A 24,160-nucleotide genomic window follows, 5' to 3' on the forward strand; every position below is an offset into this window, starting at 1 on the left:
TCTGACCTGAACAATCATCGGCTCCAGTTGGGAAGCGGGTAAACCTTAAGAAATCCCGTTCTCCCTTCCTTTCGAATTCCAATTCAAGAAGGCTTGAAAGAATGTCTGCACAAGGATCCCAGGGAGTACCTGTCTATATCCTAAAGGAAGGAACAGGACGATCAACTGGTAAGGAAGCTCAGAGAAATAACATCACGGCTGCCAAGGTTGTAGCGGAAACCGTCCGCTCGACCCTCGGACCCCGAGGAATGGACAAGATGCTAGTAAGCAGTATCGGCGACGTAACGATTACGAACGATGGGGCGACGATCATGAAAGAGCTTGACGTGCAGCATCGAGCCGCGAAAATGCTGGTTGAAGTATCCAAGACCCAAGATAACGAGGTTGGCGACGGAACTACCACTGCTGTCCTCTTGTCCGGTGAACTTCTGGAGAAGGCGGAGAAGTTGTTGGACAAGGATGTCCATCCAACAGTGATTGTTGATGGTTACAAGAAGGCTGCAGAGAAAGCCATCGAGATCCTCGACAAGTTATCGATCCCTATCTCAGAGAAGGACGATGTGATCCTCCGACAAGTCGCAACCACATCAATGTACAGCAAAGGCATCGCGGTCGCGAAAGAACACTTCTCCGATATCGCCGTCAAAGCTGTCAAGCACATTGCCGAAAAAACCGATGGTAAGATCAAGGCTGATATCGATCAGATCAAGATTCTCAAGAAACACGGCAAGAGCCTCGAAGAAACGGAACTCGTCAAGGGCATTGTCATAGACAAGGAACTCGCCCATGCTCAGATGCCGAAGACGATAACGGGCGCGCGAATCGCTCTGCTCAACGCCAAGATCGAGGTGGAGAAGACGGAGTTCGATGCGAAGATCAACATCAACAATCCTGACCAGATGCACCTCTTTATCGAGGAGGAGGAGAAGATGTTGGTCGACATGGTTTCCCAGATCGAAAAAACCGGCGCGAACATCGTATTCAGCGAGAAGGGAATTGATGATGTTGCGTTACACTATCTTGCTAAGAAAGGAATTGGTGCTGTCAAGAACGTAAGCAGCGGCGACATCGAGAAGCTTTCAAAAGCGACTGGCGCAAGAGTCGTTGCCAGCGTCAAGGATCTCGCCAAGGACGCGCTAGGTGAGGCGAAGCTGATCGAAGAGGTCAAGATAGGCGACGACAAGCTTCTGTATGTTCGCGAGGCCAAGAACCCGAAGGCGGTCACCATCGTCATACGGGGAGGAACGGAACACGTGGTTGACGAGGCAGACAGGTCTCTGCATGACGCCCTATGCGTAGTAAGGAACGCTCTAGAAGATGGCAAGATCGTAGCTGGAGGTGGCGCACCTGAGGCAGAGTTAGCCAAGCGACTGCGAGAATACGCTGTCAAGGTAGGCGGAAGAGAACAGCTCGCGATAGAGGCTTTCGCAGAATCACTGGAAGCCGTTCCGATCACTCTAGCGGAGAACGCTGGGTTTGACCCGATCGATGTTCTGGTCGAGCTGCGCTCGAAGCACGAACGAGCGGGAAGTCCATGGTTCGGAATCGACGTATTTACAGGCGACGTGAAGGATATGAGGAAACTGAATGTGATCGAACCCCTACGGGTGAAACAACAGGTGATAAAATCGGCCTCCGAAGCAGCGTCAATGATACTGCGAATCGACGATGTAATAGCGTCGAAGGGGGTCGACAAGGGCGCTGGCGGCGGCAAAGACTTCAAGCCACCGGGCGGCGGAGACGAAGACTTCTAGCACTTTCGTGGGCAGTTTAACCTCAACGTTTCTCCTCCGCGTCTCTTACACCACTCTTACGTCCCCAGATGTTCTGCTCTTATCCCCCGTCCGCCGCGGAGTGTTTCTGGCTGTCCGGCGTGGATTCTGGGCGAGTCTTGCGATTCAGGGCTTGGTCCGGGCTAGATTGATCTCTGCTCTTACGGTCGATTATGAAGGGTCTGCTTCGAATTCTAGTGACAGGCTCCCAGACTCGAGAACGAGGCTGAAAATGGGGAATCTCTTTGATGAACTCATAACTCAGAAACGCTCGGAGCAACGGGGAGTCACGGAATAACCTGTTTTTTCAAGCTTGAAACAGTCTTCTCGGGTTGTATCCGCAGGTTAGCTTCTAAGTTTCAGTGAGTTTTTTCCGGATGTGATGCAATATATTCGGCGGGGTCCAGACGGAGAACACTCTCACATATCGGGGCGAGGCAGCAGCTCTAAGCGTGCTTGCACCGCCCTGTTCCCTGTATCCCTTGATGAAAGAATCAACATATCCCGCAAGGGTCTTGTTGAACGAAAGCCAGTAGTGACCTGAATAGAAGAGGAACTCTGCCAAATCCCAAGAATAATCCCCTCGATAACGAGCCTGCTCAAGATCGACTAATGTCACCTCTCCTCTCTTCTCTACAAGGAAGTTCTCTGGTTTCGTATCACCTAGGGCGGCTTCGAGCTGGTGCGCGCTCGCCATGAGTTTTCCCACCTGGTGGACGGCCTCTCGTTCTCTCTGCCCGATCTGGGTCGCCATGACCAATTTCGGAAGGAGACTGGAGAGTTGATCTCCGGAAACGTAGGAGAAGAGGATCGTCCTGGATTTCTGGTCGGCTCCCAAAATAGAAGGCACCGGTATTCCACGATGCGAAAGCAGATCATTGAAAGCATACTCAGCCTCCATCCGTCTTTTCCCCGATATTGAGAAGTGAACGGACCCCAGGCCGAAGAGGCTTAGAGTGACCCATTTGAGCGACACCCAGTTCGTGTACCGTTTAGCTACGAGCCTTTCGCTGTCCACCTTGACAAGAAAAACATCGTTGACGAAGCTACCGATACGTCGAATCGATACTCGTCCGGTAGGACGGTACCTCCTAACAATCCGAAGGATAAGATCCATTTCCTCGGTCAAGACAAGATCTTCCGTTAACTCTCAATCCAGAGTCCGAGGACCAGTTTTCCTAAATATCGTCGAACAGTCGAGGCCACTGCTCGGGAAAGATTGTCGATCCACGCTGGAACTTCCCACAATAGACGAAATCTGCTCATCTGCTTCGTTGGAACCTTCACTATCTTCTTCATCGGCTCGTCGTCATTGTTGCTTCTCCTAGCGTCGGCGACTAGAATACTCCCTAGAAACACACAACTCGAACTCGTGACATTAGCACTTAGCGCGACATTGTCGCTCGTGATATCTCTCATTGCCATACCGATAGGGTTCGGGTACATGTACTTCTTTGGCGGTGTCGTATCAACGAAGGCGATTAAGCTCTATCTCTTCGTTACGAAGGGAACTCATGTTATCGGTTCCAAGGTGTCGGAACTCTCGACAGTCCAAGCTTCCAAAGGTTTGAGACTGCAACTTCGCAGACAGATCACCTACTTCGGGTTCATCCTCGCGGTTGTAGTGCCTTTTGCAACCTACGAAGCCAATCACAAGGACATCCCGTTTTTTTCGCCTCTAGCCCGGACAACCGACATAGTGTCCTTGATCACACAGGATGTTGTAACTCTCACGATGGCCGCCTCGCTAATGCTCCCACTAGTTGCTCTTGCCCTCCCATACTTTGGAGGACTGAGACTTCGAAGCATCGATGTTGGCCCCTTTCACACAACAGTCTTATCCACAGTCATCGGCGCATCGGGCGGCTTCTCGCTCCTCTACACGGCCCTTACCCGACCCGTCTTCAACACCCTCGCCTACATTTACATCCTCCTGGTCGGCGTTTGCTGGTGTTTCGCGCTCGGTTGCAACCTCGCTGCTGACCCCGCGAACCGACATATAGCACAGGTTGTGCTGTCTGAGAAAGTCAGCTCAAGAGTCGTTTCTTCCAAAATATGGCTGGAAAATCCGCCTGGAAAATTCCGGGAGGTCTAGACAAGATCTCGAAATACTATTTCTCCAATTGAATTTGGGAGTATGCTTCTTGGGGAGCGTGGTGCTTATTTGGACGGCTAACAAGGGTGTTCCTTGCCTAGGGTGAAAAGATATCGATTGAACAAATCGTTCGATGATACGGTTGAACTCTCCATGTGGAGCGCTCTTGATTGCGCATCCAGAGACATAGGCCGCCGGTTTCTCGAAATTCTCCTGAGGTTTGGTTTTGTCCCTGAGAGATTTGGCGATGAGGACCCTCCCAAACGCAAATTCGACCGACTGTCAACTGCCGAATTCTTGAACGTTTGGGAGACGCATCCGGGCCAACTCGTGATTGAGAAACACGGCAGTCGTGGCTTTCAGGCTCTCGCCCATCTCAATGTCAATCCATACGTAGTAATGCCCACCTACCTTGTCTTCTATCTTCATGATGAGTATTTTGACAAAGAGAGCCCTGGAAACTTCCTCTTGTTTGCAGAAGAAATGTACGCTTTGTTCAAACCTGTTCACGGCGATATCGGACACTATCAGGACAGAAAAGCCAAGACATTCACTCGAACTCCAATCATAATGGGTAAAGTGCGCACATATGCGGAGGGATATATTCCGGCAAATCCGACTTGGGGATTGCCCGGAATCTATTGGGCCAACTTCCTAGGCCCAATCTTTGTGGATTTCTTTTCAAAGGAGAAAATCGAAACGGTTCCGTGTTATAGCAAGAAAAGGCTGGCAGATGGCGGGTATTTGATTCTGACAAGTGAAAGTCCACTGGACTATTCGAAAGTCGAAACGAAACAACTAGAGAGAACTCTCACCAAGTACTTAGGCGAGGACACAGTATTTGACAAGACTCGCCCGGACATAGTTCTTAGGTCTCCCCTTCCGTTCCGTGGCAAAAGGCCTTCTCCTCCCACGGACAAACCTAGGATTATTACCGCATCAGGGGACTTGAAGGCCTGTCCAGACTGTGGGGAGGCTGCGAAGATTGATGAGACCTCGCGTGATGCGCTAAACAAGCTCGTCAGTTTCAAGTGTCTGAAATGTGGTGCAATTTGGGCGGTGCATATTTCCTTGCTTCGGTAAGTGCAATTCCAGCATTGTCCGAGCTCCGTATCCAACATTGCTCGTTTCGTGGTTCCTCCCCCGCAACATTAACTTTGGAACCCCAACCAGCTAAGAATACGTCCCCTAAATCTAGGAGCGACAATTTTGGACGAGTCTAAGTCTTCAGAAAAAGACAACTGAAAAGCTGCAACATAGAACAATCCATCTCGCGATAGGACGACTTTTAGCAGAATTTTCAAAAACGGTTTTTACAATCAGATTTTTAATGGACATACTATTTTTATACATTGATAAGCGGTCGATCTACGAACACATTTGGATAGGGTTCCAACAGGGATCAAAGGACTAGACGAGCTTCTCGGTGGAGGCTTCCCTGAAGGAAAGTGCATCCTCGTAGTTGGAAGTCCAGGGTCCGGAAAGACAACTTTTGCGATCCAGTACCTTTACAGCGGGGCCCTTCAAGGCGAAACAGGACTATATGTCACACTCGACGAATACCCCGACGTCATAAAACAGAACTTCCAATCCTACAACTGGGACTTGGATAGCGTCGAAAAGAAAGGCAGACTCTTGTTCTTGGACGCCAGCGGTTTGAGAAGGACTAGGATCAAGAACAATGGGCCCCATGCACTATATTCCTCGGATTCCTCCGAGGGGCTTGGTTTCACAGATGTCTTGAAGACTCTGACAAAACTGGTCGAAGGCGAGAATGTCGAAAGGATCGCCCTCGACCCTATCACCTCGGTAATGTTGAGGTATGGCGACGAGTTGAAGAGACGGAGGGCAACTGTAGAATTCTTCGACGCCCTAGCCGACACCGGTTGCACATCTCTGGTGACGAGCGAGTTGAAGACATCACTGTTAGATCGAAGATTTCAACTTGAAGAGTTCCTTTCCCACGGTGTAGTTGTTCTTCATACACTCATGCATCAAGGAAACTTTGTCCGAGCAGTTCAAGTGGAAAAGATGCGTGGAATATCACATGACACGCAGATTCGCCCGTATCAATTTGGGACCTCAGGAATAGAAGTCTTCCCACGGGACAAGGTATTCTAGGTCTTAGGCTTCTTAGAATAGAAGATTATCCCCTTCCCATCTTCAATGACGAAAACATTCCAGCCCTCCTGATGCCTCCTCGCTCTAAGCTTCGCAATCTTCAGTCGTCGACGGCGAACTCCGCGCTCCTCAAATGCCTCCATCTGAACAACGCAGTCCGACATATCCTCCAATTGCTTCTGAACGATTGGATCAACACTGGGGCCAAGAGTAAAAACCGCCTTTCCTCCCATTCCCTTCATTTTCGCACCGATTGACTGAACAAACGAGACAATGCTCTCCGGTTTCGTTTTAGATGCCAAGGGAACTAGGGAGTCAAAGTATAGACTTGCACCCTTGGAACTCGGCGGAGGAAGGGACGACGAAATCTTCATTCCTAGTGTTGTCAGGTCGCCAATAGATGGAACGGAGAATTTCTCCGTCGACTCTTGTCCAGCTTCGGCTGAATATCCATCCACGAATGTCAGCAGTCCGCTCTGCTCATAACCCTTGACGTCGAGCCCCATTGACTTCATTCCGGACCTTACGTTAGAAGGAAAGTCGCCAGTCGAGACAAAGACACACGGCTTCCCTCGCTTAAGATCCTCGAACATCAGTTGTTCGGATAGTGTGGTCTTCCCAGACCCAGTGTTGCCTTCGATCGACACCGTTCCGCCATCCAATTCACCCGCGGTCAGAGTATTGAAATGCCCAAACGGAGCTAGGTAGCTCTTGCCTCTTCTCCTTCGATAATAGAAGACACCACCAGCCGATCCAACTCCCCCTATCGCGGCGACCGCGAAATATGGAATGAGGTTGTACGGTGGAGGGATAAAGTTAGGGGGAACAAGCCCGAAGCTAGCGGGACCACGATAACTGTATGCCACGTTACCCTGAATGTCGACAACATCCACCCACACTTGGTATGTTACCTGTGCGGCACCAGAAGGGTAGGTCCAAGCGGCGATGAATTCGAATGGATTCTGCCCGGCTGGACACGGGGGAGATTGTTGCATCCCTCTATTGGAGGCCCCAATTGCGGGATGAGAAAGGGGGTCCACAATCGTCATGTTAACCCTCGATATATCTGAACATCCAAGGGCCGAGTTGACGAACACCTTTACCAGAACGACATTATTTCCCGCAGTCGCATTGACGTTGAAATAAGTAGTTGGAACTTGATCTCGATTAAGAATGCTAACTTGAAACAACGAGGCATAACCCGACAGCGGCAAGACCACGTAGGAAGGGGCGGAACCGGATCCCCAATCTAGGGTGACGTTCGCGTTCTTAGGAACAAATGATGCAAATACACTAATCGCGAGGAGAGTACCCTCCAGCAGAAGGGTATTGGCGGGTGTCACTGTGAAGTTAAGATGTCCGAGTCCCGTCGCGATTGGATGCGGGGGAGTTGATGTTACGTTGAACCAGTTTTGTCCTGGTAGACGATAGCTGAATGTTCCCGACAACATTACGGGTTGGGACACGGAGACGTTGCCGCTCCAGTCGGTCCACGTTGAGAAGGTTGACTGGCCGACGACTGTGGCTGACGAGAGCAGTGGCGTCTGAAGTACGAAACTGCCCGCTGAACGGGTTATGTTAGTTGTCGATGGGGGCCCGTTGCCCGATGGGGGAGCGGAACCCAGGGTCCCTGACGAGGATAGGTAGAAGACTCTATTGATCTGGGCCGTTTGGTTAACCGCAGAAGCCTCTGGCGGGCTTGTAAAGACAAGCATTCCGACGAGCGCAATTACCAGTACGGTGCGGGCCAGACTCACTATTATCTCGTGAAGGATCGTTGGTCCGAATTAAAAAGTTCTTCGAGATAAAATGGGTTTCTGAGAAGAGGGAGAGGAAAAAGAACTCTGTCGAGGGCGCCTAGCCCTTTCCGATTCGGAAGACTGAGGTTCCGCAGTTGGGGCATACGCCCTTAACCGCAGCCTTTCCGTTCTTGAGCGTGACGTTCTGAGGGTTCTTTATCTCGATGTTCGCTTTACATTTGACGCAATATGCTTGTGGCATTTCTATTCAGCTGAGCGTGCACTGGAGCGTGGTAGTATTTGAAACTCACGTAGAACTTGGAGATACCCACGAAGGATGAGGTCGAAAAGGAGCTAGAATAAGAGCTATTTCATCGAAACTACCCTGGAAGGGCGCTTGTTGGATTACTATGTCCACTTCTGAGTCCAGAACATCTATTACAGTTTGAAACTTCCTCAAAATTTTTCCTCAGCAATTCATGGAAACTTGCGTCTCGAACTCCCTAGTATCTCCGCGTGAGTGTCTCATAGGAGTCCTTCAGGAGTCTCTTTGTGGAATAGTTTAGAAGCTTCTGAGACCAAGTGCGCTCGAAGAGTTCTCTCATGCTTGGGTTCTTCAATCGGTCGAGATCAACCTGTTTGCTTGCCCCCATGAGGCCGGTTGCCATGGTTGAGAAGGTTTCGAAGCTGGGAGGATTTCCCCTCTCACCCCGAGCAAGAGCTTCCTTTCTGAGCTCGTTGTAGAACCTGAGCGTAGCCTTCACAGATCTTCCTCTGGCCAAGTCGACCTTCTGGTCAAACTGAAACTGCATATTTGTGTTCGCCTCGAATTGACCGTGGAGGCATCGAACGGTAAGACTCGTCTGCTTTGTTTGGGGTTCTGCTCACGAACGGACGCATCGGCCTGCCCTTCGACATGTTGATTCAGAAGGGTGTTTCAAGTGCCCCGCGAAGTGTTTCAGCCATCCGGCTTGGGTGCGGGGACTATTATCGTCTTTACTGCAGTCTTCGATGCTCGAGCGTGCTCAAGCGCGTTGGGAGCGTCTCGAAGCGCAAACCGGTCAGTAACCATAGAGAGAAGGTCAATTTCTCCGTTCGACAGGAACTCGAGCGCCCGATGAATATCTGATTCTACACAAGAATAGCTTGTCACAATCGAGATTTGTCGGCTGAACAAATTCCCGACATCGAGATTTATGGTTGAACCTTGAGCGGGTGCGCCAAAAAGGAGCAGCTTTCCTCCTTTTCTTATCGAGTCGAGTGCTGGTTGTATTGCCTTCGGATTCCCGGTAGATACGATTGCTAGGTCGACCCCGAGACCGGTCGACTTTGCAATATGTTCGATGATTCTCTCTGAGGATGAATCAATTGCCTCATCCGCGCCCAACTTGCGCGCCAGTTCAAGCCTGTGAGGAAGAATGTCAACCCCGATGATTCTTGACGCACCCATTCTCCTTACCAATTGTATCTGCGTCAAGCCAGTTGGACCCAGCCCTACGACAAGGACCTTGTCTCCTCGCCTCACCTCTGCCTTGTCGAGCGCTCTTACGCAGCACGCGGTTGGTTCGATCATTGATCCTTCTTCGAAGCTCGCTTCCGGGGGTAGGCGCACGACGCCGCCTCGAGTGACATTGGTCTCTGGAACTTTGAAATACTCTGCAAGTCCGCAGGGATCGAAATTTGTTTTCCGGAAGAGGTCGCACATCGTGTGATCCCCTTGCTGGCAGTAGTGGCAGTTGTAGCAAGGGACATGGTGGTGGGCGATGATTCGGTCAGATTCTTTCAGGTCGGTCACCTCGTCGCCTACACTCGCAATTGTTCCGCTGACTTCGTGACCGAGGATTCCTCCAGGTCCATAGGAGCCGCGGACTTTTTCGATGTCAGTTCCGCATATTCCGGCTGCTGCCAGTTTGATCAAGACTTCTCCTGGTTTGAGTCTGGGGACGGGTACGTCTGTGATTTCTGCGTGCCCTTGTCTATTGATTAGGCATGCGAGCATAGGGGTTCTTTAGGAGTCGTGCGATTTAACGCATTTTTCCAAGTTGATTGGCGGTTTGATTGTTTCTGGATTGGAGTTTATTTCATAAGAAGAGTAGATGAGCCATGAATAGTAGTGGACTTCCGCTGTCTGTATGCCAGTATCGAGAACTCGGGGCACTAAGGACTCCGTCAAGTTCATGCAGGTGCTCGACAGGGCTGTCTATCTGAGGCTCAAAGATCTCGCCCATCAGAGAGGGGTTACCGTCCAGGAGCTTATCCGGGTTCTTCTCATCCCTGACTGGTTGCATGGGGCGGAAGAGAGAAGGCTAAGAAGCGAGCTGGAGAGACGTCATCGTAGGTCTACTCAGAAGAGGCTCTTTCGGACTTCGCTTCAGAGGCCTCTGGTTTCTACCCGAAAGAACTGATTCATTCATCGAAATTGGATGGTTGGCGGCGGGCGACCGCTCCCAATCATAATATAGTATTCTTGACTGATGCTATTGAGGCATCTTCTTGATCAAAGATCTCGACGTGGAGATGGAAAAGAGAAATGTTGACTCGATCATGGTCTTCGGAGATTCTACAGTCGGAAATCCGGACCTTCGATACGTGGCAGGAACCTCTCTTCCAAGAGGCGGAATATTCCTGAAACGTAGATCAAATGATCCGACACTTATTGTCAGCAATATCGACGTGGGAAGTGCCCGCGAGGGAAAAGTTCGCGATATCAAGACGTACTCGGATTATGGTTACGAACGCATAGCGAGTAAGTACGACCGGGATGAGGCTAGGGTCAGGTTCTACCAGAAGATCATGAAAGACGAGGGTCTTCGCGGCCCAACAATTCTGGGAGGAAGAAATGACGTGTCAAGTGCGCTGCACATGATCGATGCTCTCCGTCGTAGAGGTGTGAAGATCATTGGAGAGAAGTCGCCTACGATCATCGAAACTGCGCGTGAGACTAAGGATCGATGGGAGATTGAAAGGCTGAGAGTTCTGGGCAAGAAGACCATAAGGGTCGTAGAAGACACCCTCAGATTTCTGAGAGGAGCGAGAGTCAATGGGAAGAGGGTATCTTACAAGTCAAAGCCGTTGAGTGTCGGGACAGTCAGGAAGGTCATAGGAAGGTCGCTTGCCGAGGAGAACCTTGTTGCGCCGGAGGATACGATCTTCGCGCCTGGGAAAAGATCCAGCGATCCTCACTATAGAGGTGAAGATCAGGATATTGTCCGAGCTGAGGAGCCTATTGTCTTTGACATTTTTCCCTCCGAGCCAGATGGGTACTGGCACGATTGCACCAGAACCTACCTGTTCGGTTCCGCCCCTAAGAAGGTCCAGGAGATGTATGATGCCGTTCTTGAAGTTCAGTCTTCTGCATTGGATGTGGTGAAGGAGCAGGTTCCTTGTAAAGAAATGATGGCAAACGCGTGCAAGATCTTCGAAAAGAAAGGGTACCTGACTGCAAGGCAGCTGATCAAGGGCAACAAAGAAGCGAGGACTCGCGGGTTCATGCACGGGCTCGGTCATGGCGTGGGATTGACTATTGGAGAGAGACCCTATCTCTCATTGTATGGCAAGGATCAGCTGAGAAAAGGGTCGGTGGTGACGATCGAACCAGGCCTCTACGAGCCCAGATGGGGCGGTGTCAGGATCGAGGATATTGTGGTTGTCGGTTCTCCCTCGGAAAATATCACGCCTTTGTCGAAAGATATTGAATTATAGTCCGTAGCCTAGCTTGTACGCATGTACGGGGGCGGGATGCAGCCCAGACAGAGGATCAAGGTCACGTCTGCAGGGGGAGTTGTCTATCGGTGGGATAGCGATAAGCCGCTTTTCTTGCTACTGTTGAGCAACAAGAGAGGAGTTTGGTGCCTGCCGAAAGGGTTGATCGAGGAAGGCGAGGACGAGGTTACGACGGCTATGCGGGAGGTCCGGGAAGAGACTGGGGTCAGCAGGGTAAAGCTGCATGGGAAGCTTGGCGCGATCAAGTACCAGTTCGGTTTTCGTGGGAAAACATACGATAAGACCGTTCACTTCTTTCTCTTTGAAACCGATCAGGCTGACGCGAAGGTGGGGACCGAGCACGATGCTATGGAATGGATGCCTTACGAGAAGGCGGTTCAGACAATGTCTTATCCGAACGAGAAGGAGATGCTAACGAAGGCGTGGAATATGATACAGGCTGAGAAGGCGCATTCTTCTGAAGTCAAGCAAGGTCAAAGCAAGCTTCCAACGAGCTAAGACTCAGTTATGGAGGAGTATTTCGTGACCGAAGGCGCCGTGAGGCCTCCGTATTGACAGACCTAGCAACTTCTGAGCTTAGAGTATACAATACGCTGACTCGGGGGCAGGACAAGTTCCAGCCGAACCGGTCTAACCGCGTGAACATGTTTGTATGCGGCCCTACGGTTTGGGACGTGTCGCATATCGGCCATGGAAAGACCTACGTCGCCTACGATATCATTGCTCGATATCTGCGGAGGAAAGGATTCAGCGTCTTCTTCCTTCTCAATATTACCGATGTTGACGATAAGATCATCAACAAGGCTCACGATCTAGGCGAACAACCGCTTGCTCTAACAAAGCGTATGGCGAAATCCTTCTTCAAAGACATGAAAGACTTGCACGTGGACAGCGTCAACCTGTACGCCAATGCTTCCGATCACATTCCAGAGATCATCGACCAGGTCACAGGACTTCTCAAGAAAGGACTGGCCTATAGGGTTGATGACGATATCTACTTTGACATTTCGAAATTTCCAGGTTACGGAAAACTGTCTCATCAGAAGCTTGAGGATCTGACGGTTCACAGGGTCGACCCTGACCCTCGAAAGAAGCATCCCGGCGATTTTGCGTTGTGGAAGAGTCAGAAGCCTGGCGAGATATTCTGGGATAGTCCTTGGGGAAAGGGACGACCTGGATGGCATATAGAAGATACAGCGATTACTCTGACATACTTCGGGCCGACATATGACGTTCATGGGGGTGGTACGGAGTTGATCTTTCCTCATCATGAGGCGGAGATTGCGCAGGCGGAGGGTTTGACAGGGAAAGAGCCGTTGGCGCGTTATTGGCTTCATACAGGATTATTGAGTATCAAGGGGACGGAGATGCACAAATCACTTGGGAATTTCATCACGATTCAGGAGATGATACGGAAGGTTGGTACTCCGGGTTTGCGGGTGTTCTATGCCGGGACGCATTATAGGAGTCCGTTGGACTTTACGGAGGACGCGTTGCAGCAGGCTGTTAGCCTCGCTAGAAGGTTCAGACGGGCACACGACCAACTTGTAATGGCTGGTGCAAAGGCAGGTGGTAAGATGATGGAGTCAGCTCCGGTCTTGAAACTGCTGGGCGAGGCGCGGGACGATTTCTTCAAAGCGATGGACGACGATTTCAACACTCCTGGAGCGCTTGCTGCGTTCATCAGAATAGTCGGATTGGCGGAGGAAGAGACGAGGAATCCGAAGAGCGAGTCGGTCAAAGCGATAATTGACGCTATGGAGGATCTGGGGTCGGTCTTGGGGGTTTTGGAAACTGAGACTGTGGCGGGGGACAGGGTTGCTGAGCTAGTGAACTTCGTCTTGGAGTTGCGGAACGAACTGAGGAACAAACGTGACTATGGATCAGCCGATCGTATTCGTGATCGCATGGCTAAACTTGGCTTCGTGGTTGAGGATTCGGCTGAGGAGACGCGCTGGATAACCTAGTCCTTCCTCAACGTGTCTTTCGTCTGCGTCTTGCCGTGAGTCTTCAAAATCTTCTTCACCTCGTCCAGCTGCTTGAACGATCCAATATCATGGTGTGGTTCTTGGGTCAGATATCCGTAGACTTGTTCACCTTTGGCGACCAGTGCTGGAATAACGTTGGCGGCGATATCTGATCCGGTAGTGCAATATTTGAGGACGGCTGGCTCACAGAGGCAGACGCCAATAGAGACGGGGTATTCTTTGATGACGGGTTTTTCTTCAAAATACTCTATTCTCCCGTCTTTGTCGACTCGCCCGACTCCATAGTCGATTCGGACGCCGGTGCTTAGTGCGACTGTGCAGGTTGCTTTCTTTTCTTTATGGAACCGGATCATATCCGTTAGATCGAGGTTTGTGAGAACATCTCCGTAGTAGACGAGAAAGGTTGAGTCAATATGGCTACTCGCTTCCTTGAGCGCGTTTGCCGTCCCGGTTCGTGGACTGATGCTGTAACCGATGTTTACACCGTACTTCGATCCATCGTCGAGATGGTTGCGGTAGACTTCGCTATCCTCGTCGGACAACAGCATGATGATATTTCGTATTCCGTGGCCCGCGAGATAGCTGATGACATAATCGATGAACGGTCTGCCTGCGATCGGGATCATGCCTTTCGGAACGTAGCTTGTAAGTGGCGACAGCCGTGTTCCTGCGCCGCCGGCCAGAACAAACGCCTTCATCTGCATCCTGCACTTTTGCGGCGGGTCTTCGATCTGTATAAGGACTTCAACTGTCCGAGGTGGAACCAAATAGAATGAGCCTCTTTGGTTGCATTTGATTACCTTCGCAGGCCCTCCGAGACACTGACTCTCGCGTCGCGAGGGTCAGTCGCTAAGACCCCCCCTTTCCTGGAAACGATTTCCTGTCTGGCAGTGATAATGGACGAGACAAGCGATTCTGGGCACAATCCAGGCTAAGATGGCATCGGAAGTATCCCGACGAACCCGAACGAATTTCCCGACAATGAGCAGGGGCTTCCCAGAATCGCGATCAGGGCTGAAAATGGGCGATTTAGATGCGGCGAGCGTACTTCTTCCTTATTGGTGTCAAATGAAGATGAGATGAGTACATGCCAACGGGGCCGATCCTTGGTCGGCAGATTATCGGATTACGATTTATTTCTCTAATTAGTAAGAAAGATGGAAATCCGTGGTGCATTCATTGCTAGGCTTGTAAGGGACCACGGCCGATGGAATCCTCAAACTCGGCATGTTCCTCGTGAAGCCCGTGCACGTACCAAACCTGCAACTGATGTCCACCAACATCCGTTATCTTGGTCGAGAGAACCCTCGCCCCCGGCCTCATGACCCAATGGGTTAGACCCTCTTCTAGCTCCTCACGCGGGATCTCCGGAAAACCGGCCCGAAAATCCTCGAAGCTAACTTCAGCCTCGGGATTCAGATAGGGATCATGGAATCGCTGGCGGAAAAATCCGATAATGCTGCCTAGGGGCAGAATCTTCTCGATTCTTGTGGGCTTGTTCTTTCTCGCTTTGCTGGTCATGAACTATCACGTCTATGCGCTGTTATCAGGAAAATGGCAACGGAAAATATGGCTGTTACAGTACCCGGACCCGACTGCCGAAGGTAGCCATTTCCCCTATCCTCAACCATGTAGAATCGTAGGGTACTAGTTAACGCTGACCCTTGATGGCAGGACCTGCTCCACAATCTTGATCGATGAGGTAAGATCGTTTCTCTCCGCGATCAGAGGCCTAAGACTCGGCTCGATAGAGCCTTGTGCTAGCTTCAGAGAATCATCGTCAAGTTCTCCACTTTTGTGATCGAGTTTTGCGTTGACGAGATATTTTGTGAGACTTGTTATTTGTCCCGTTATCTCAGCGAGTCTCGACCTCATAGAGGAGACTAGGGAACTTGCTAGTTTGACCTTGTCCATATAGCCAGACTTCTGCGACTCGAGAAGCTCCGAATAAATCTCCCCATCGATCTCCTTCGAGTCTTTCAGGGATTCAAGTGCTCCGACCCTCTTCCTCAACAACGTTAGTTCGGAAATGATGTCCTCTGATTCCAGCTTCCACTCAGGCGATATGGTGATCGCCTTCGGGGTTAGAGCCATCTGCCGGGCTTTGGCTGTGAGAATAATTCCACCAGTAGCTTCTACCTGGACCCCTTCCATCTCACCAAACGGGTTGCGCTCGATACCGATTACGCGTCCCAGTAGTCTGCCATAGATGTCTGAAACGCTTCGTCCTAGAAGCGCTTTCGTCTCGAGCTCAGGAGATAGCATCGAGATTCTACCTCACTCGATGAGCCGGATTCACGATCTGGGGAATCTCAGGGAATTTCTCTCTCATCTTCTGTTCAGCCATAAGATCCGCTTCCTTCAATATGTGAGCGGACTCATCATTAACCGGGATAGACATCCCATCTGAGTCGACAGCTTCACCAATTTCCATCGTCAGATTCTCTAACGAATCTTCGACGTCCCCAATGCCCGTTGAGATTTCAGGGAGTTTGCCCTCTAGCTCGCCTCTAACGGCGCCGAGGAGTCCTCTGACGGAGCCCATGCTGTGGACCATGTCGCCGAACTGCTCTACGGTCTCAAGACGAAGCAACGCCTGTTCGAGACAGATCTGGCTGCGGAGAGATGTCTTGATGAGCTTTCGAATTTGCACGCATTCGTTCGCGAAAACGGTCGCGGTCTGGGTGTCTCGGGCCTCAAGTGCCTTGGTGCACTTGTCCCGAAGCGTCTGGTCTCGCGATTCCATTTGGGCTATGCTTCGCTCCAGCCTTGTCGTCTGAGTGCGGAGCTTGTGCGTGGCGAACTGGATTCGTTGTTTCATCGGTGTGGGCTTGATAGCTTCTCGAATCCTATCGGTCAATGAGGGATTATCTCGAAACATGGTCAGTCTCCTATCATCCTGTTTTCTGGCGTGAGATGCAATGGTGGTCTAAGATGCACCTGGTGCTTGGCCTGGGATGCCTGACGAGGTAAGGCGGTCGTCATGAAGATCGTTGTTCCTTGGTTTCTGTTCAATCCCCTGAGAAGAGGAATCAACAGGTTTGTAGCAGAGCCATCCAAGTCACCTGTTGGCTCGTCGATTACCAGGAGCTCGGGTTTCACCGCGAGTGCTCTTGCGAGATCGATTCGCCTTCGTTGACCTGCACTCAGCCCGTCAGGGTATGAACGTTCTATTTTGTCAAGTCCGAAGAAGGCGAGAGCTTCCTTTATCCTTTCATCTCGTTCTTTCCTGGGCACTCCTGCTAGCGATAAGGCTAGGTGCAGGTTTTGAGACACCGTCATTTGCGGAAGAGCTGTGGGACGCTGGAAAACGGCGGCTGTCTTCACCAAGGCACATCGCTTCACAAAAGACTCCCGTGTGACGTCGTGTTCGCGGAACCTCACCTGGCCATGAATTGGCTTCTCCAATCCTAAGACAACATTGACGAGCGTCGATTTTCCCCACCCCGACCCGCCGAGAATCGCGAGGAAGTCGCCCTGATCCACCTTCAAGGAAACGCCTTGATCGTAAAGACGCAGGGTGCCTCGGATGGACGGGTATTCAACTATTACCGATCTAGTCTCGATTACTGATGGCATGCTTTGCTAGCTCTTGTAGTTCTCAACGAACGAGGAGGATCGGATTCTGCGAAGGCTCGAGAGTGAATAGAACAGGCCTCCCGCGAATGTTAGAACAGCTATTAGGACGATCAGTTCGAGTATCGAACTCGTTGTGAGGAATGCCTGGAGTAGTACGGGAGAGAATGCTACCAAAGCGACAATCGCTCCCCTCAAGAAGTAACGTAGCAGGATTTGCCAGCCCGAGCCTCCGTACGCAAAGAGGGCCAGTTCCTCCTTCGTGCGTCGTGTGGTTGTCGAGACCGACGCTAGAGCACATGTAGGAGGAACAACTAGGAGAGAGAGCCAGATCCTTGAACCGAACGCTGGTGGACCTATTGTTGCGAGGGACGCCTCGATTCCTACGATTCCCATTACCAGAATTGCGAGTAGGTCCGTGGCCTCGCGTGGGATCGCGCCGGATAGGACGATTGGGGTCCAGGATGGCTTTTCCAACCAACGCTGACCTTCTATTCTGGGCCTGCCATTGACCGAAGGAACATTCCTAAGCGCCCTTCGTCGTAAGTCCTGATTACTGACGAGGCGAAGTCAATGTCAAGATGCATTGAGCGGAGTTTGGATAGAACGGCGTTGACGTCCTCTTTGTTGCGGGCTACTATGAAGACGAGCCCTTCTGGAGTTCCTAGAGAGCTGATGACGTTGAGGGTCTCAGGAATTTCGCAAATCTGCTTGAGAATATCCTCTCTGGACGAGCTGCTGGGGAAGTTTGCTGCAACTATCACTTGTTCTGAAAGCCCGAGCTTTCCAAAATCGATGAGTGTCGTGTACTCACGGATTATGTGAGCATCTTCCAAACGGTTGACTCTGTAAGCGATGACGTTAGGATGGAGGGCGAGTTTGCGGCCTATCTCCACGTAGGACTGCTTTGAGTTCTCAACCAGTTCCGCGAGAATGCGCAGATCAGTTCCGTCAAGGTTCACTTCTTTCATCCTCTATGATGCCTTGAAGGATTCGTCCCAGTCGAAGTAGCGCTTGATGATGTTCTGGGAGACGCTTGGCCGTCGGCCCACGATGATGGTTTCGAAGTCTTCCATGGTGATTGGGTCCGGAATGGCGTTGAGGTCGTTGGCGGCGCCTCGCTGGAAGAAGTCTCGGACCACTTTGATCTGGGTGGACTGGAATAGATCGCGAATATCTCCTCCAGAGTAGCCTTCGGTCCTTCTTGCCAGTTCTGCGAAGTCGACGTTGTTCTGGAACTTCAGGTTCTGGGCGTAGATCTGGAACATATCCATGCGGGCTTTGACGTCGGGGAGTGGGACGTAGATTCTCTTCTGGAAGCGTCTGATGAAGGGCTCGTCCAGGACCCATGGCTTGTTTGTCGCACCGATGAGGTAGACGTGGAGTTTCTTGTTTTTGTCGAGGATGCCGTCCATCTCTTTGAGGAACTGGTTTCTGACGCGGACTTCTCCGCCGACCTCTTCTCCCCGGACACCCATCAGAGAGTCTATTTCGTCGATGAAGACGATCGCGGGCTGCCCATTCTCAGAGACGTCTCTTGCCTTGGTGAATAATTGTGAGACGTTTCGCTCGGATTCTCCAAGCCACTTCGACATCAACGACGCTGCGTCAGCGCAGAAGAACATCCCCTTGATCTCACTCGCGATTGCCGCAGCAAGAAGTGTTTTTCCGCAGCCGGGGGGTCCGAAGAAAAGTATTCCTCGAGGCCATCCGAGCGGGAAGAGGTCTGGTCTCCTGACTGGGAAGATTATGGATTCTTCGATCGCCCTTTTCGGCTTTTCCAGGTCTGCGATGTCACTCCAGCTGATGTCCGGCTTCTCTGTTAGGACCCACTGGTCAAGCTTGATCGTCTTGGAATCTCGGGTCTCATTCGAATCCATAGGATGAGCTATCGGCTCATCAGATTGGAGCTCCTGGATTCGTTTCTTGTAGGCCTCTACATGTTCGGTGTAGACTTTGTTTTGAGGAGCAGCTGGATAGAGGGAGCATAGTTTGAGAAGAACTTCGATAGCCCGTTGGTATTTTGTGGCGGCAAGCCGTTTGGAGCCTTTTCTCTCAAGCTCGATAGCTTCCTTCGCGTATCTTACTGCCAGAGATTCGAGTTCTTCTGAGGCCGAGATCACTTGTCCCTCCTTGTAACACTGAAGGGCTTGGACGGGAGCACCTGTCTCCCGTCTAGTCCATGACTATCTTTCCGTCATCCTTGAGCCGTTGTAGGGAACGCCTGATGTCGTCGCTTGGTACGAGGAGTTCTGCGGAGCAGCTGTTGAGGCTTAGCTCTCCATTGTGCGATTTGATGTAGTTTAGCAACCTGTCTTCTAGTGGAGCCTCTTCTGATCCATTCGTGGTGATGGCTATGGGAATTCTTTGTTCCGGTGCTCGGGTTGCGGCTTCGGGGACGGGTTGGCGGGTCTCTGGCATTGGCAGCTCTGGGAATCGTTCTTTCATTTGTTGGGATGCGATGGCGCTGGACTCTTCCAGTACTTTGCGTGCTTCAGTACTCGAAGCGCTCATGTCGAAGCCTTGATCTTCGCCGACTTGTCCGGTTTCCATGCTCATGTCGCTGAGCATGTTGTTTACTTCGCCAAGTTCGTTGGCGACTTCGGGGATGACGCCTGCGATTCTGCCCCGTGTCTCGCGTACGACTCCGATGACTGGTGCGATCTGAGCCATTATGTCGCCGAATTCTTCGACCGTCTGCATTCGGAGGATAACGCGTTCGAGGGCTAGTTCGCTGCTGAGAGTAAGATGAGCCATTTTCCGAATCTCTGCGCACTCGTTGGCGTAGAGCGCCGCGTGGGCTGGGTCCTTCGAGAGTTGTGCGCCAATGCAACGCTGGAACATTTCCTTGTCGCGTTGCTGGAGCCTGGAGGACATGTGCTCCAGTTTCTCTTTCTGAGAGCCAAGCCGGAACAGGGCTTGCGCTATGCGCTCTTTCAATGGAATAGGATGGACTTTCTCCTCAAACTTTCGGAACAGCCCTTGAATCCTCCTAAGTCTCCCTCACGTGAAGTACTAGAACTGGATCTCTCGAGGGGGACGTTGTGGTTGCTGGTTGAGGGACTTGAGGAATGGGTTGTGGCTGTTGTGCAGCAGGCGGCCCTTGGGCCGAGTCGAGCTTCTGCAGATAACTGTAGATCGTCTCAACGTCCTTCTTCTCTGCCATCGCGCGAACCAGCCCGCTGTCAATGGCGTCGCTGGCTGCTTTGTAATTCATGTCATCGAACTCGCCGGAGGCGTGCAACATCTTGTTGCCCGCGAGGTGAGTCTGTAATTGCCGGAGTTGGGTGTTGAGGGTGCTGTTTCGCTGGCTGAGAGTGTCGATGATCTCCTTTCTCTTGCCCTTTAGTTCGTTGATCGCGTCTTCGTGCTGTTTCCTGAGATCTTCGTAGACATCTTTTTGGATGTCTCCGACACTGAACAGCTCGTCGAGGGCTCGTAGGCGTCGGGTCACGATGTCGAATTCTTTGCGAAATTCCTCAGCTTCGACCTTCCAAGCAGGTGCCAGGATGAGGGTATCGCCTGTTATGGCGACCCGGTCGCCGGGGCATTGGAGGAATTCTCCATTGCCGACCTCTATTCCTACTCCGGTGATCTCGTCTCGGAGATTGGCTGATATGCCTACGACTTTGCCGAAGGCTCTGCCGTAGGGGTCTTGGAGGGTTCTGCCCAGGAATCTCCGGACTTGTTCAAGTGTTATCGGCATGATTTTGCACCCAAAAAAATGTTGTCGGAGTTACTCCTACCTTGGAATCACTGTCTCGTGTTCTGCGGTGGCGGTTGGAGAGGGTAACTCCGGGAACTTCTCACGCATCCGTGTCTCGGCTATGGTGTTGGCTTCTGAGATGATCTTTGATGCTTCTGGACCTGATGCTTCGAGGTCGTAACCTTGGCCTGTTGCTTCGCCGACTTCCATGACTACGCTGTTTAGCGTGTCAGAGATCTCGCCTAGTTCGTATCCGACTTGTGGGATGACTCCTGCGATCTGGTTCTTGATCTGGTGTACAACTCCCGCTACTGGGCCCATCATTGCTGCGACGTCGCCGAATTCCTGGATTGTTTCGAGTCGTAGTACGACTTGTTCGAGTGCTAGTTCGCTTCTGAGTGTGACTTTGGCGATTTTCCGGATCTCCGCGATCTCGTTGGCGTACATTGCGCTTCTCATTGTATCTTTGGACATCTGGGCTTGAACGCACTTGTCGAAGAGTGACTTGTCGTGTTGCTGTGTTTTGAGATTGGCCCCTTCGAGCCTGTTCTGTTGTACTTTGAGTTTGTAGACGACTTGTGAGATCTTTTCTTTGAGTGGTTCTTGGTGGTGGATGCGATCGGTGACCTTCGAGAGTAAGGGTTCCCTTTGCTCTCGGTCCCAATTCTTCATGGACTTGTATGACATTTCGATCTTGAAATCTGGTGTACTTGGGACAGGTTCCAAGTGGGTTCTTGACACGTTAAGGTATGATTTCGTACTCTGCTAGCTAGAGAAATTCTAGCTCAGGCAATAGGTTGCATGTTGTCAACAGATATTCGGCGGGTATGTTGTGCGGGCCACAGGACGGTTTTGGTTTATATGCGGTGTCAGAAAATCGGTAGGAAGTTGTGTTTTCCCCAATCCCAGTTTAGCATTGCTAGTTAAAAACGACGCAGCTCGGCGTGCATCATTGACAGTCTTGTTTCTACCAAATTGGTGATTCTGAGTTTACAAGCCCAGTTTTTCAGGGTTTTTGCGGTCGAACGCTTTTACCATTTTACCTCATAGAAATCGCTTCCCTAGGATGAAAAAAATGGTACTAAACGATCTAACCCTAGAGAAGTTGATCAGCGAGATCAACGGCTACAAGGACAAAATGCGAACCATCTACGAGGAATACGGACGAGCCTCACAAGATCTCCAAGACAGAATCAACGTGTTAGGATATACGTTGAACGAACATCTCAAAGAAACCAAGGACCAGATCGGCAGCACCCCACAACGACTGCTGAATCTTGAAACAAAATACGTGACCGGCGAAGTCAGCGAACAAGAATACCGCGGACAACGCGAAGAATTCAAAGGGCTCCTACAACGAAACCTCCACAGCATCGAAGAAATCAAAGACATGATTGAGGTCCTAACCCACATCGAAACCAGACCACTCGCACCCGCTGACTTCAAACAGGCCAACCCACCAGCTCCACGAACATTGATCGAGGAATGGGCAAGAAACGCCGTTCCACAACAAGCACCGGCCACTGCGCAACAGGCACCTGCTCCGACACCGACCTCGCCAAGCGTCAAGTTCGCTGCGAGCGGTATTGTTTCCGAGAGACCATGGGCTCCACCGGCAACACCTGCAGCACCAGTCAACGTCCCCATTTCGGCGCCGGCCCCAGTAACTACCCTGCAAGTCCAAGAACAGGCCCAACCAGTATCAACAATTACCGCTGATCCCATCGTCGCCGCTCCCGCTGCCCCATTGACCCAAACAAGCGCTCCCGCTGTCGAGGACTCATTCACGAGTGCCCCCGCACAGGAATACGTGGAAGACGTCGCAGATGCACTCGTTGTCAAGGTCGTCGATGACATGCCCATCGTCGATGCTTCCTCCGCAGTTGCAACAGCAGAGACTGACATTCAGCCATCGATTCCAGGCACAGAAGTTGTTCCAGGCATGCCCTCAGGACCCAGTGTCGGCGAGCAAAGCCTCCAGCTACCAAGCCAGTTCTACAAGGTCGTCTGTCCAAAGTGCGGAGCTGACGTTCCCAAGGCTGCGAAAGTCTGGGAACTCAAAGGCGGAAAGTCCAAGAAGAACGTGCTGATCGGCCTCTTCCAGTGCCAAGACTGCAGGGTCAAGTTCAGAGAAGCCCTCACAAGGGATATCATCTAGTCTCCCGAACTCGACCCTCTAATTTCCCCTTCACGTTTTTTTCCCGTTTCTTTTTCGCTAATGGTTAGCAAAGCCTTAAGTCGCAAAGAGCCTTCCCCGCTTCCTACCTGTAAGGATTCAAAGAGGCTAGTGTTTGCAAGTGGAGAAAACAGAACCGAAACATGCTGCGCGCACAGAACAAACTCCGGAAAGAGCTCCAGAAAGAACCCGTGAGGCCCGTCCTATGAGTCGGGCTCCTCCGGACGTTGTGTTCATTGGAAAGAAGCCCTTGATGGCCTACGCGACAGCTGTCATGATGCACTTCAACATGGGGTCCAAAACTTTGACAGTAAAGGCACGGGGTCAGTCGATCAGTCATGCTGTGGATGTTGTTGAAGTTGTTAGGAACAGGTTCTTCCAGGGCAAGCTGTCCATCAAAGAGGTCAGGATCGGGACCGAAATGCTGGGCGAAGGAGACGATCAGCGAAACGTCTCCACGATAGAGATTGTCCTTAGCAAGGCTGACTAGAGGAGTCTTACTTCATCATTCGTAGAGTGCTTAGACCCCAAGTCCTCTCCACGCTGTACAGTTTCACTTCCGAGATCACTAGCGGCTTTTTCATCGTGCTCATGTTTTGGGGTGTCAGTTCCATGAAGAGGGGTCTTTCGGGACTGTTGGTGTAGAGTGCGCGGTCGACTAGGAAGAGTTTGTTCATGTCGTTTAGTGAGTTGTAGATGATTGCTTTGATTCGGAGGTATTCTTCGCTGACGCAGTCGAGCAGGACTTGGTCTGTGAATCCTGAGTCTAGGACGGTTAGCTCTCCAGAAGGGCCTTGGTCAAGCTTCATTTGCTAAGCCAACAAACGGGCTCGTTGCTGTTCTGTTCGCTAACTAGAGCGTTGGTTTCGCGGCTTATAATTGGTATTGCTACCCACGCGGCACCAGTATGGAGAATGGTATCCGGCTAGGTTACTAGAGTACAGAAAGAATTCCTCCCTGCGGGAGGATAGATGCGGCGCGCGACTCGAGTAGGCCCCCCGGGCCCCCCGAAAATCAGGATTGTCATGTCGGAAAACCGCTCTGGAAAACCGGATTCAAAAAGCGTCTCCGATTCTCGTTCTAGAAAATCGATCTCAAAACCCGGTCATCATTTTCTATCGGTTTTCTGGGGTGAGAAACTGGCTTGGATTCGGGACTAGGTTGTTCAGGGGTGTCTTTGCGGGGTTGAAAGGGGAACATGGCTGCGCTTTCACTTTCTTGGGTGTCCGCGGGAACCCGCTCTTGCGTCCTGAGACCCTTGCGC

Annotated in this window: 27 protein-coding genes; 9 read left to right on the forward strand and 18 right to left on the reverse strand. The window is 51.4% G+C overall.

Going from position 1 to position 24,160, the window contains the following annotated elements; translation table 11 throughout:
* Positions 1 to 101 precede the first annotated feature (101 nt).
* Positions 102 to 1,754, forward strand: a complete 1,653-nt coding sequence (thsB, locus tag VGS11_04280; GenBank protein HEV2119307.1) for a thermosome subunit beta — start codon at positions 102 to 104, stop codon at positions 1,752 to 1,754.
* 370 nt (positions 1,755 to 2,124) lie between these two features.
* On the opposite strand, the gene VGS11_04285 is transcribed toward thsB, so the two are convergent.
* Positions 2,125 to 2,901, reverse strand: a complete 777-nt coding sequence (locus VGS11_04285; GenBank protein ID HEV2119308.1) for a phosphotransferase — start codon at positions 2,899 to 2,901, stop codon at positions 2,125 to 2,127.
* Positions 2,902 to 2,991: 90 nt separating this feature from the next.
* On the opposite strand from VGS11_04285, the gene VGS11_04290 reads away from it, so the two are divergent.
* The 3 genes from VGS11_04290 (at position 2,992) to VGS11_04300 (ending at position 5,988) form a co-directional block, all read left to right on the forward strand.
* Positions 2,992 to 3,867 carry a hypothetical protein gene (locus VGS11_04290; protein ID HEV2119309.1) on the forward strand — a complete coding sequence of 292 codons (876 nt, stop codon included), beginning with the start codon at positions 2,992 to 2,994 and terminating at the stop codon, positions 3,865 to 3,867.
* A gap of 117 nt (positions 3,868 to 3,984) precedes the next feature.
* The gene (locus VGS11_04295) at positions 3,985 to 4,950 is read left to right on the forward strand and encodes a hypothetical protein (GenBank protein ID HEV2119310.1); all 966 of its coding nucleotides are present in this window, start codon (positions 3,985 to 3,987) and stop codon (positions 4,948 to 4,950) included.
* Positions 4,951 to 5,247: 297 nt separating this feature from the next.
* Complete coding sequence (locus VGS11_04300; GenBank protein ID HEV2119311.1) at positions 5,248 to 5,988, forward strand: ATPase domain-containing protein; 741 nt, start codon at positions 5,248 to 5,250, stop codon at positions 5,986 to 5,988.
* Here the strand turns inward: VGS11_04300 and VGS11_04305 are convergent.
* The 5 genes from VGS11_04305 to VGS11_04325 form a co-directional block, all read right to left on the reverse strand.
* A complete protein-coding gene (locus VGS11_04305; GenBank protein HEV2119312.1) occupies positions 5,985 to 7,745 on the reverse strand; it encodes an RAD55 family ATPase in 1,761 nt (586 codons plus the stop codon). The two genes, VGS11_04300 and VGS11_04305, sit on opposite strands and share 4 nt — an antisense overlap.
* A gap of 100 nt (positions 7,746 to 7,845) precedes the next feature.
* Positions 7,846 to 7,989, reverse strand: coding sequence for a DUF5679 domain-containing protein (locus VGS11_04310; protein HEV2119313.1), 144 nt, complete (start codon positions 7,987 to 7,989; stop codon positions 7,846 to 7,848).
* Between the two features lie 241 nt (positions 7,990 to 8,230).
* On the reverse strand, positions 8,231 to 8,539 hold the full coding sequence (locus tag VGS11_04315; protein ID HEV2119314.1) for a hypothetical protein: 309 nt from the start codon (positions 8,537 to 8,539) through the stop codon (positions 8,231 to 8,233).
* Between the two features lie 146 nt (positions 8,540 to 8,685).
* Positions 8,686 to 9,726, reverse strand: a complete 1,041-nt coding sequence (locus VGS11_04320) for a zinc-binding dehydrogenase (protein HEV2119315.1) — start codon at positions 9,724 to 9,726, stop codon at positions 8,686 to 8,688.
* 82 nt (positions 9,727 to 9,808) lie between these two features.
* The gene (locus tag VGS11_04325) at positions 9,809 to 10,015 is read right to left on the reverse strand and encodes a hypothetical protein (protein HEV2119316.1); all 207 of its coding nucleotides are present in this window, start codon (positions 10,013 to 10,015) and stop codon (positions 9,809 to 9,811) included.
* Between the two features lie 205 nt (positions 10,016 to 10,220).
* Here VGS11_04325 and VGS11_04330 point away from each other — a divergent pair, with 205 nt between their 5' ends.
* The 3 genes from VGS11_04330 to cysS are packed head-to-tail and all read left to right on the forward strand — an operon-like array spanning position 10,221 to position 13,417.
* Positions 10,221 to 11,429 (forward strand): Xaa-Pro peptidase family protein, encoded by a 1,209-nt coding sequence (locus VGS11_04330; protein HEV2119317.1) that lies wholly within the window; start codon positions 10,221 to 10,223, stop codon positions 11,427 to 11,429.
* 36 nt (positions 11,430 to 11,465) lie between these two features.
* Positions 11,466 to 11,948, forward strand: a complete 483-nt coding sequence (locus tag VGS11_04335; protein ID HEV2119318.1) for an NUDIX domain-containing protein — start codon at positions 11,466 to 11,468, stop codon at positions 11,946 to 11,948.
* A gap of 53 nt (positions 11,949 to 12,001) precedes the next feature.
* Positions 12,002 to 13,417, forward strand: a complete 1,416-nt coding sequence (gene cysS / locus VGS11_04340; protein ID HEV2119319.1) for a cysteine--tRNA ligase — start codon at positions 12,002 to 12,004, stop codon at positions 13,415 to 13,417.
* Here cysS and VGS11_04345 read toward each other — a convergent pair.
* The 11 genes from VGS11_04345 to VGS11_04395 form a co-directional block, all read right to left on the reverse strand.
* Entirely contained in the window at positions 13,414 to 14,205 is a 792-nt protein-coding gene (locus VGS11_04345; GenBank protein ID HEV2119320.1) for a nucleotidyltransferase family protein, read from the reverse strand. The two genes, cysS and VGS11_04345, sit on opposite strands and share 4 nt — an antisense overlap.
* 415 nt (positions 14,206 to 14,620) lie before the next feature.
* Positions 14,621 to 14,959 (reverse strand): hypothetical protein, encoded by a 339-nt coding sequence (locus tag VGS11_04350; protein ID HEV2119321.1) that lies wholly within the window; start codon positions 14,957 to 14,959, stop codon positions 14,621 to 14,623.
* 126 nt (positions 14,960 to 15,085) lie between these two features.
* Positions 15,086 to 15,703, reverse strand: coding sequence for a CdvA-like protein (locus tag VGS11_04355; GenBank protein ID HEV2119322.1), 618 nt, complete (start codon positions 15,701 to 15,703; stop codon positions 15,086 to 15,088).
* A 7-nt stretch (positions 15,704 to 15,710) separates the two neighbouring features.
* On the reverse strand, positions 15,711 to 16,298 hold the full coding sequence (locus tag VGS11_04360) for a Snf7 family protein (GenBank protein ID HEV2119323.1): 588 nt from the start codon (positions 16,296 to 16,298) through the stop codon (positions 15,711 to 15,713).
* A 23-nt stretch (positions 16,299 to 16,321) separates the two neighbouring features.
* Positions 16,322 to 17,017 (reverse strand): ATP-binding cassette domain-containing protein, encoded by a 696-nt coding sequence (locus VGS11_04365; GenBank protein HEV2119324.1) that lies wholly within the window; start codon positions 17,015 to 17,017, stop codon positions 16,322 to 16,324.
* 6 nt (positions 17,018 to 17,023) lie between these two features.
* Positions 17,024 to 17,491 carry a hypothetical protein gene (locus VGS11_04370; protein HEV2119325.1) on the reverse strand — a complete coding sequence of 156 codons (468 nt, stop codon included), beginning with the start codon at positions 17,489 to 17,491 and terminating at the stop codon, positions 17,024 to 17,026.
* A gap of 14 nt (positions 17,492 to 17,505) precedes the next feature.
* Positions 17,506 to 17,985 (reverse strand): Lrp/AsnC family transcriptional regulator, encoded by a 480-nt coding sequence (locus VGS11_04375; GenBank protein ID HEV2119326.1) that lies wholly within the window; start codon positions 17,983 to 17,985, stop codon positions 17,506 to 17,508.
* A gap of 3 nt (positions 17,986 to 17,988) precedes the next feature.
* Positions 17,989 to 19,134, reverse strand: a complete 1,146-nt coding sequence (locus VGS11_04380; GenBank protein ID HEV2119327.1) for an AAA family ATPase — start codon at positions 19,132 to 19,134, stop codon at positions 17,989 to 17,991.
* 55 nt (positions 19,135 to 19,189) lie between these two features.
* The gene (locus VGS11_04385; protein HEV2119328.1) at positions 19,190 to 19,954 is read right to left on the reverse strand and encodes a Snf7 family protein; all 765 of its coding nucleotides are present in this window, start codon (positions 19,952 to 19,954) and stop codon (positions 19,190 to 19,192) included.
* A gap of 52 nt (positions 19,955 to 20,006) precedes the next feature.
* Positions 20,007 to 20,720: a CdvA-like protein gene (locus tag VGS11_04390; protein ID HEV2119329.1), complete on the reverse strand. Its 714-nt coding sequence runs from the start codon at positions 20,718 to 20,720 to the stop codon at positions 20,007 to 20,009.
* Between the two features lie 36 nt (positions 20,721 to 20,756).
* Entirely contained in the window at positions 20,757 to 21,446 is a 690-nt protein-coding gene (locus tag VGS11_04395) for a Snf7 family protein (GenBank protein ID HEV2119330.1), read from the reverse strand.
* A 340-nt stretch (positions 21,447 to 21,786) separates the two neighbouring features.
* Between VGS11_04395 and VGS11_04400 the strand changes: the two genes are divergently transcribed.
* Together VGS11_04400 and albA are read left to right on the forward strand one after the other, a co-directional pair.
* Positions 21,787 to 22,878 (forward strand): CdvA-like protein, encoded by a 1,092-nt coding sequence (locus VGS11_04400; GenBank protein ID HEV2119331.1) that lies wholly within the window; start codon positions 21,787 to 21,789, stop codon positions 22,876 to 22,878.
* 223 nt (positions 22,879 to 23,101) lie between these two features.
* Entirely contained in the window at positions 23,102 to 23,386 is a 285-nt protein-coding gene (gene albA / locus VGS11_04405) for a DNA-binding protein Alba (GenBank protein HEV2119332.1), read from the forward strand.
* Positions 23,387 to 23,393: 7 nt separating this feature from the next.
* On the opposite strand, the gene VGS11_04410 is transcribed toward albA, so the two are convergent.
* Positions 23,394 to 23,705 (reverse strand): hypothetical protein, encoded by a 312-nt coding sequence (locus VGS11_04410; protein ID HEV2119333.1) that lies wholly within the window; start codon positions 23,703 to 23,705, stop codon positions 23,394 to 23,396.
* Between the last annotated feature and the right edge of the window lie 455 nt (positions 23,706 to 24,160).

The sequence above is a fragment of the Candidatus Bathyarchaeia archaeon genome (assembly GCA_035935655.1).
Taxonomy (GTDB): Archaea; Thermoproteota; Bathyarchaeia; order 40CM-2-53-6; family 40CM-2-53-6; genus 40CM-2-53-6.

What these genes read in the sequence shown, in the direction of transcription:
- thsB (HEV2119307.1), top strand. Translation starts at nt 102, where the DNA reads ATGTCTGCACAAGGATCCCAGGGAGTACCTGTCTATATCCTAAAGGAA.
- VGS11_04310 (HEV2119313.1), bottom strand. Translation starts at nt 7,989, where the DNA reads ATGCCACAAGCATATTGCGTCAAATGTAAAGCGAACATCGAGATAAAG.
- VGS11_04315 (HEV2119314.1), bottom strand. Translation starts at nt 8,539, where the DNA reads ATGCAGTTTCAGTTTGACCAGAAGGTCGACTTGGCCAGAGGAAGATCT.
- VGS11_04320 (HEV2119315.1), bottom strand. Translation starts at nt 9,726, where the DNA reads ATGCTCGCATGCCTAATCAATAGACAAGGGCACGCAGAAATCACAGAC.
- VGS11_04325 (HEV2119316.1), bottom strand. Translation starts at nt 10,015, where the DNA reads ATGCAACCAGTCAGGGATGAGAAGAACCCGGATAAGCTCCTGGACGGT.
- VGS11_04335 (HEV2119318.1), top strand. Translation starts at nt 11,466, where the DNA reads ATGCAGCCCAGACAGAGGATCAAGGTCACGTCTGCAGGGGGAGTTGTC.
- VGS11_04350 (HEV2119321.1), bottom strand. Translation starts at nt 14,959, where the DNA reads ATGACCAGCAAAGCGAGAAAGAACAAGCCCACAAGAATCGAGAAGATT.
- VGS11_04355 (HEV2119322.1), bottom strand. Translation starts at nt 15,703, where the DNA reads ATGCTATCTCCTGAGCTCGAGACGAAAGCGCTTCTAGGACGAAGCGTT.
- VGS11_04365 (HEV2119324.1), bottom strand. Translation starts at nt 17,017, where the DNA reads ATGCCATCAGTAATCGAGACTAGATCGGTAATAGTTGAATACCCGTCC.
- VGS11_04375 (HEV2119326.1), bottom strand. Translation starts at nt 17,985, where the DNA reads ATGAAAGAAGTGAACCTTGACGGAACTGATCTGCGCATTCTCGCGGAA.
- VGS11_04390 (HEV2119329.1), bottom strand. Translation starts at nt 20,720, where the DNA reads ATGCCGATAACACTTGAACAAGTCCGGAGATTCCTGGGCAGAACCCTC.
- VGS11_04400 (HEV2119331.1), top strand. Translation starts at nt 21,787, where the DNA reads ATGAAAAAAATGGTACTAAACGATCTAACCCTAGAGAAGTTGATCAGC.
- albA (HEV2119332.1), top strand. Translation starts at nt 23,102, where the DNA reads ATGAGTCGGGCTCCTCCGGACGTTGTGTTCATTGGAAAGAAGCCCTTG.
- VGS11_04410 (HEV2119333.1), bottom strand. Translation starts at nt 23,705, where the DNA reads ATGAAGCTTGACCAAGGCCCTTCTGGAGAGCTAACCGTCCTAGACTCA.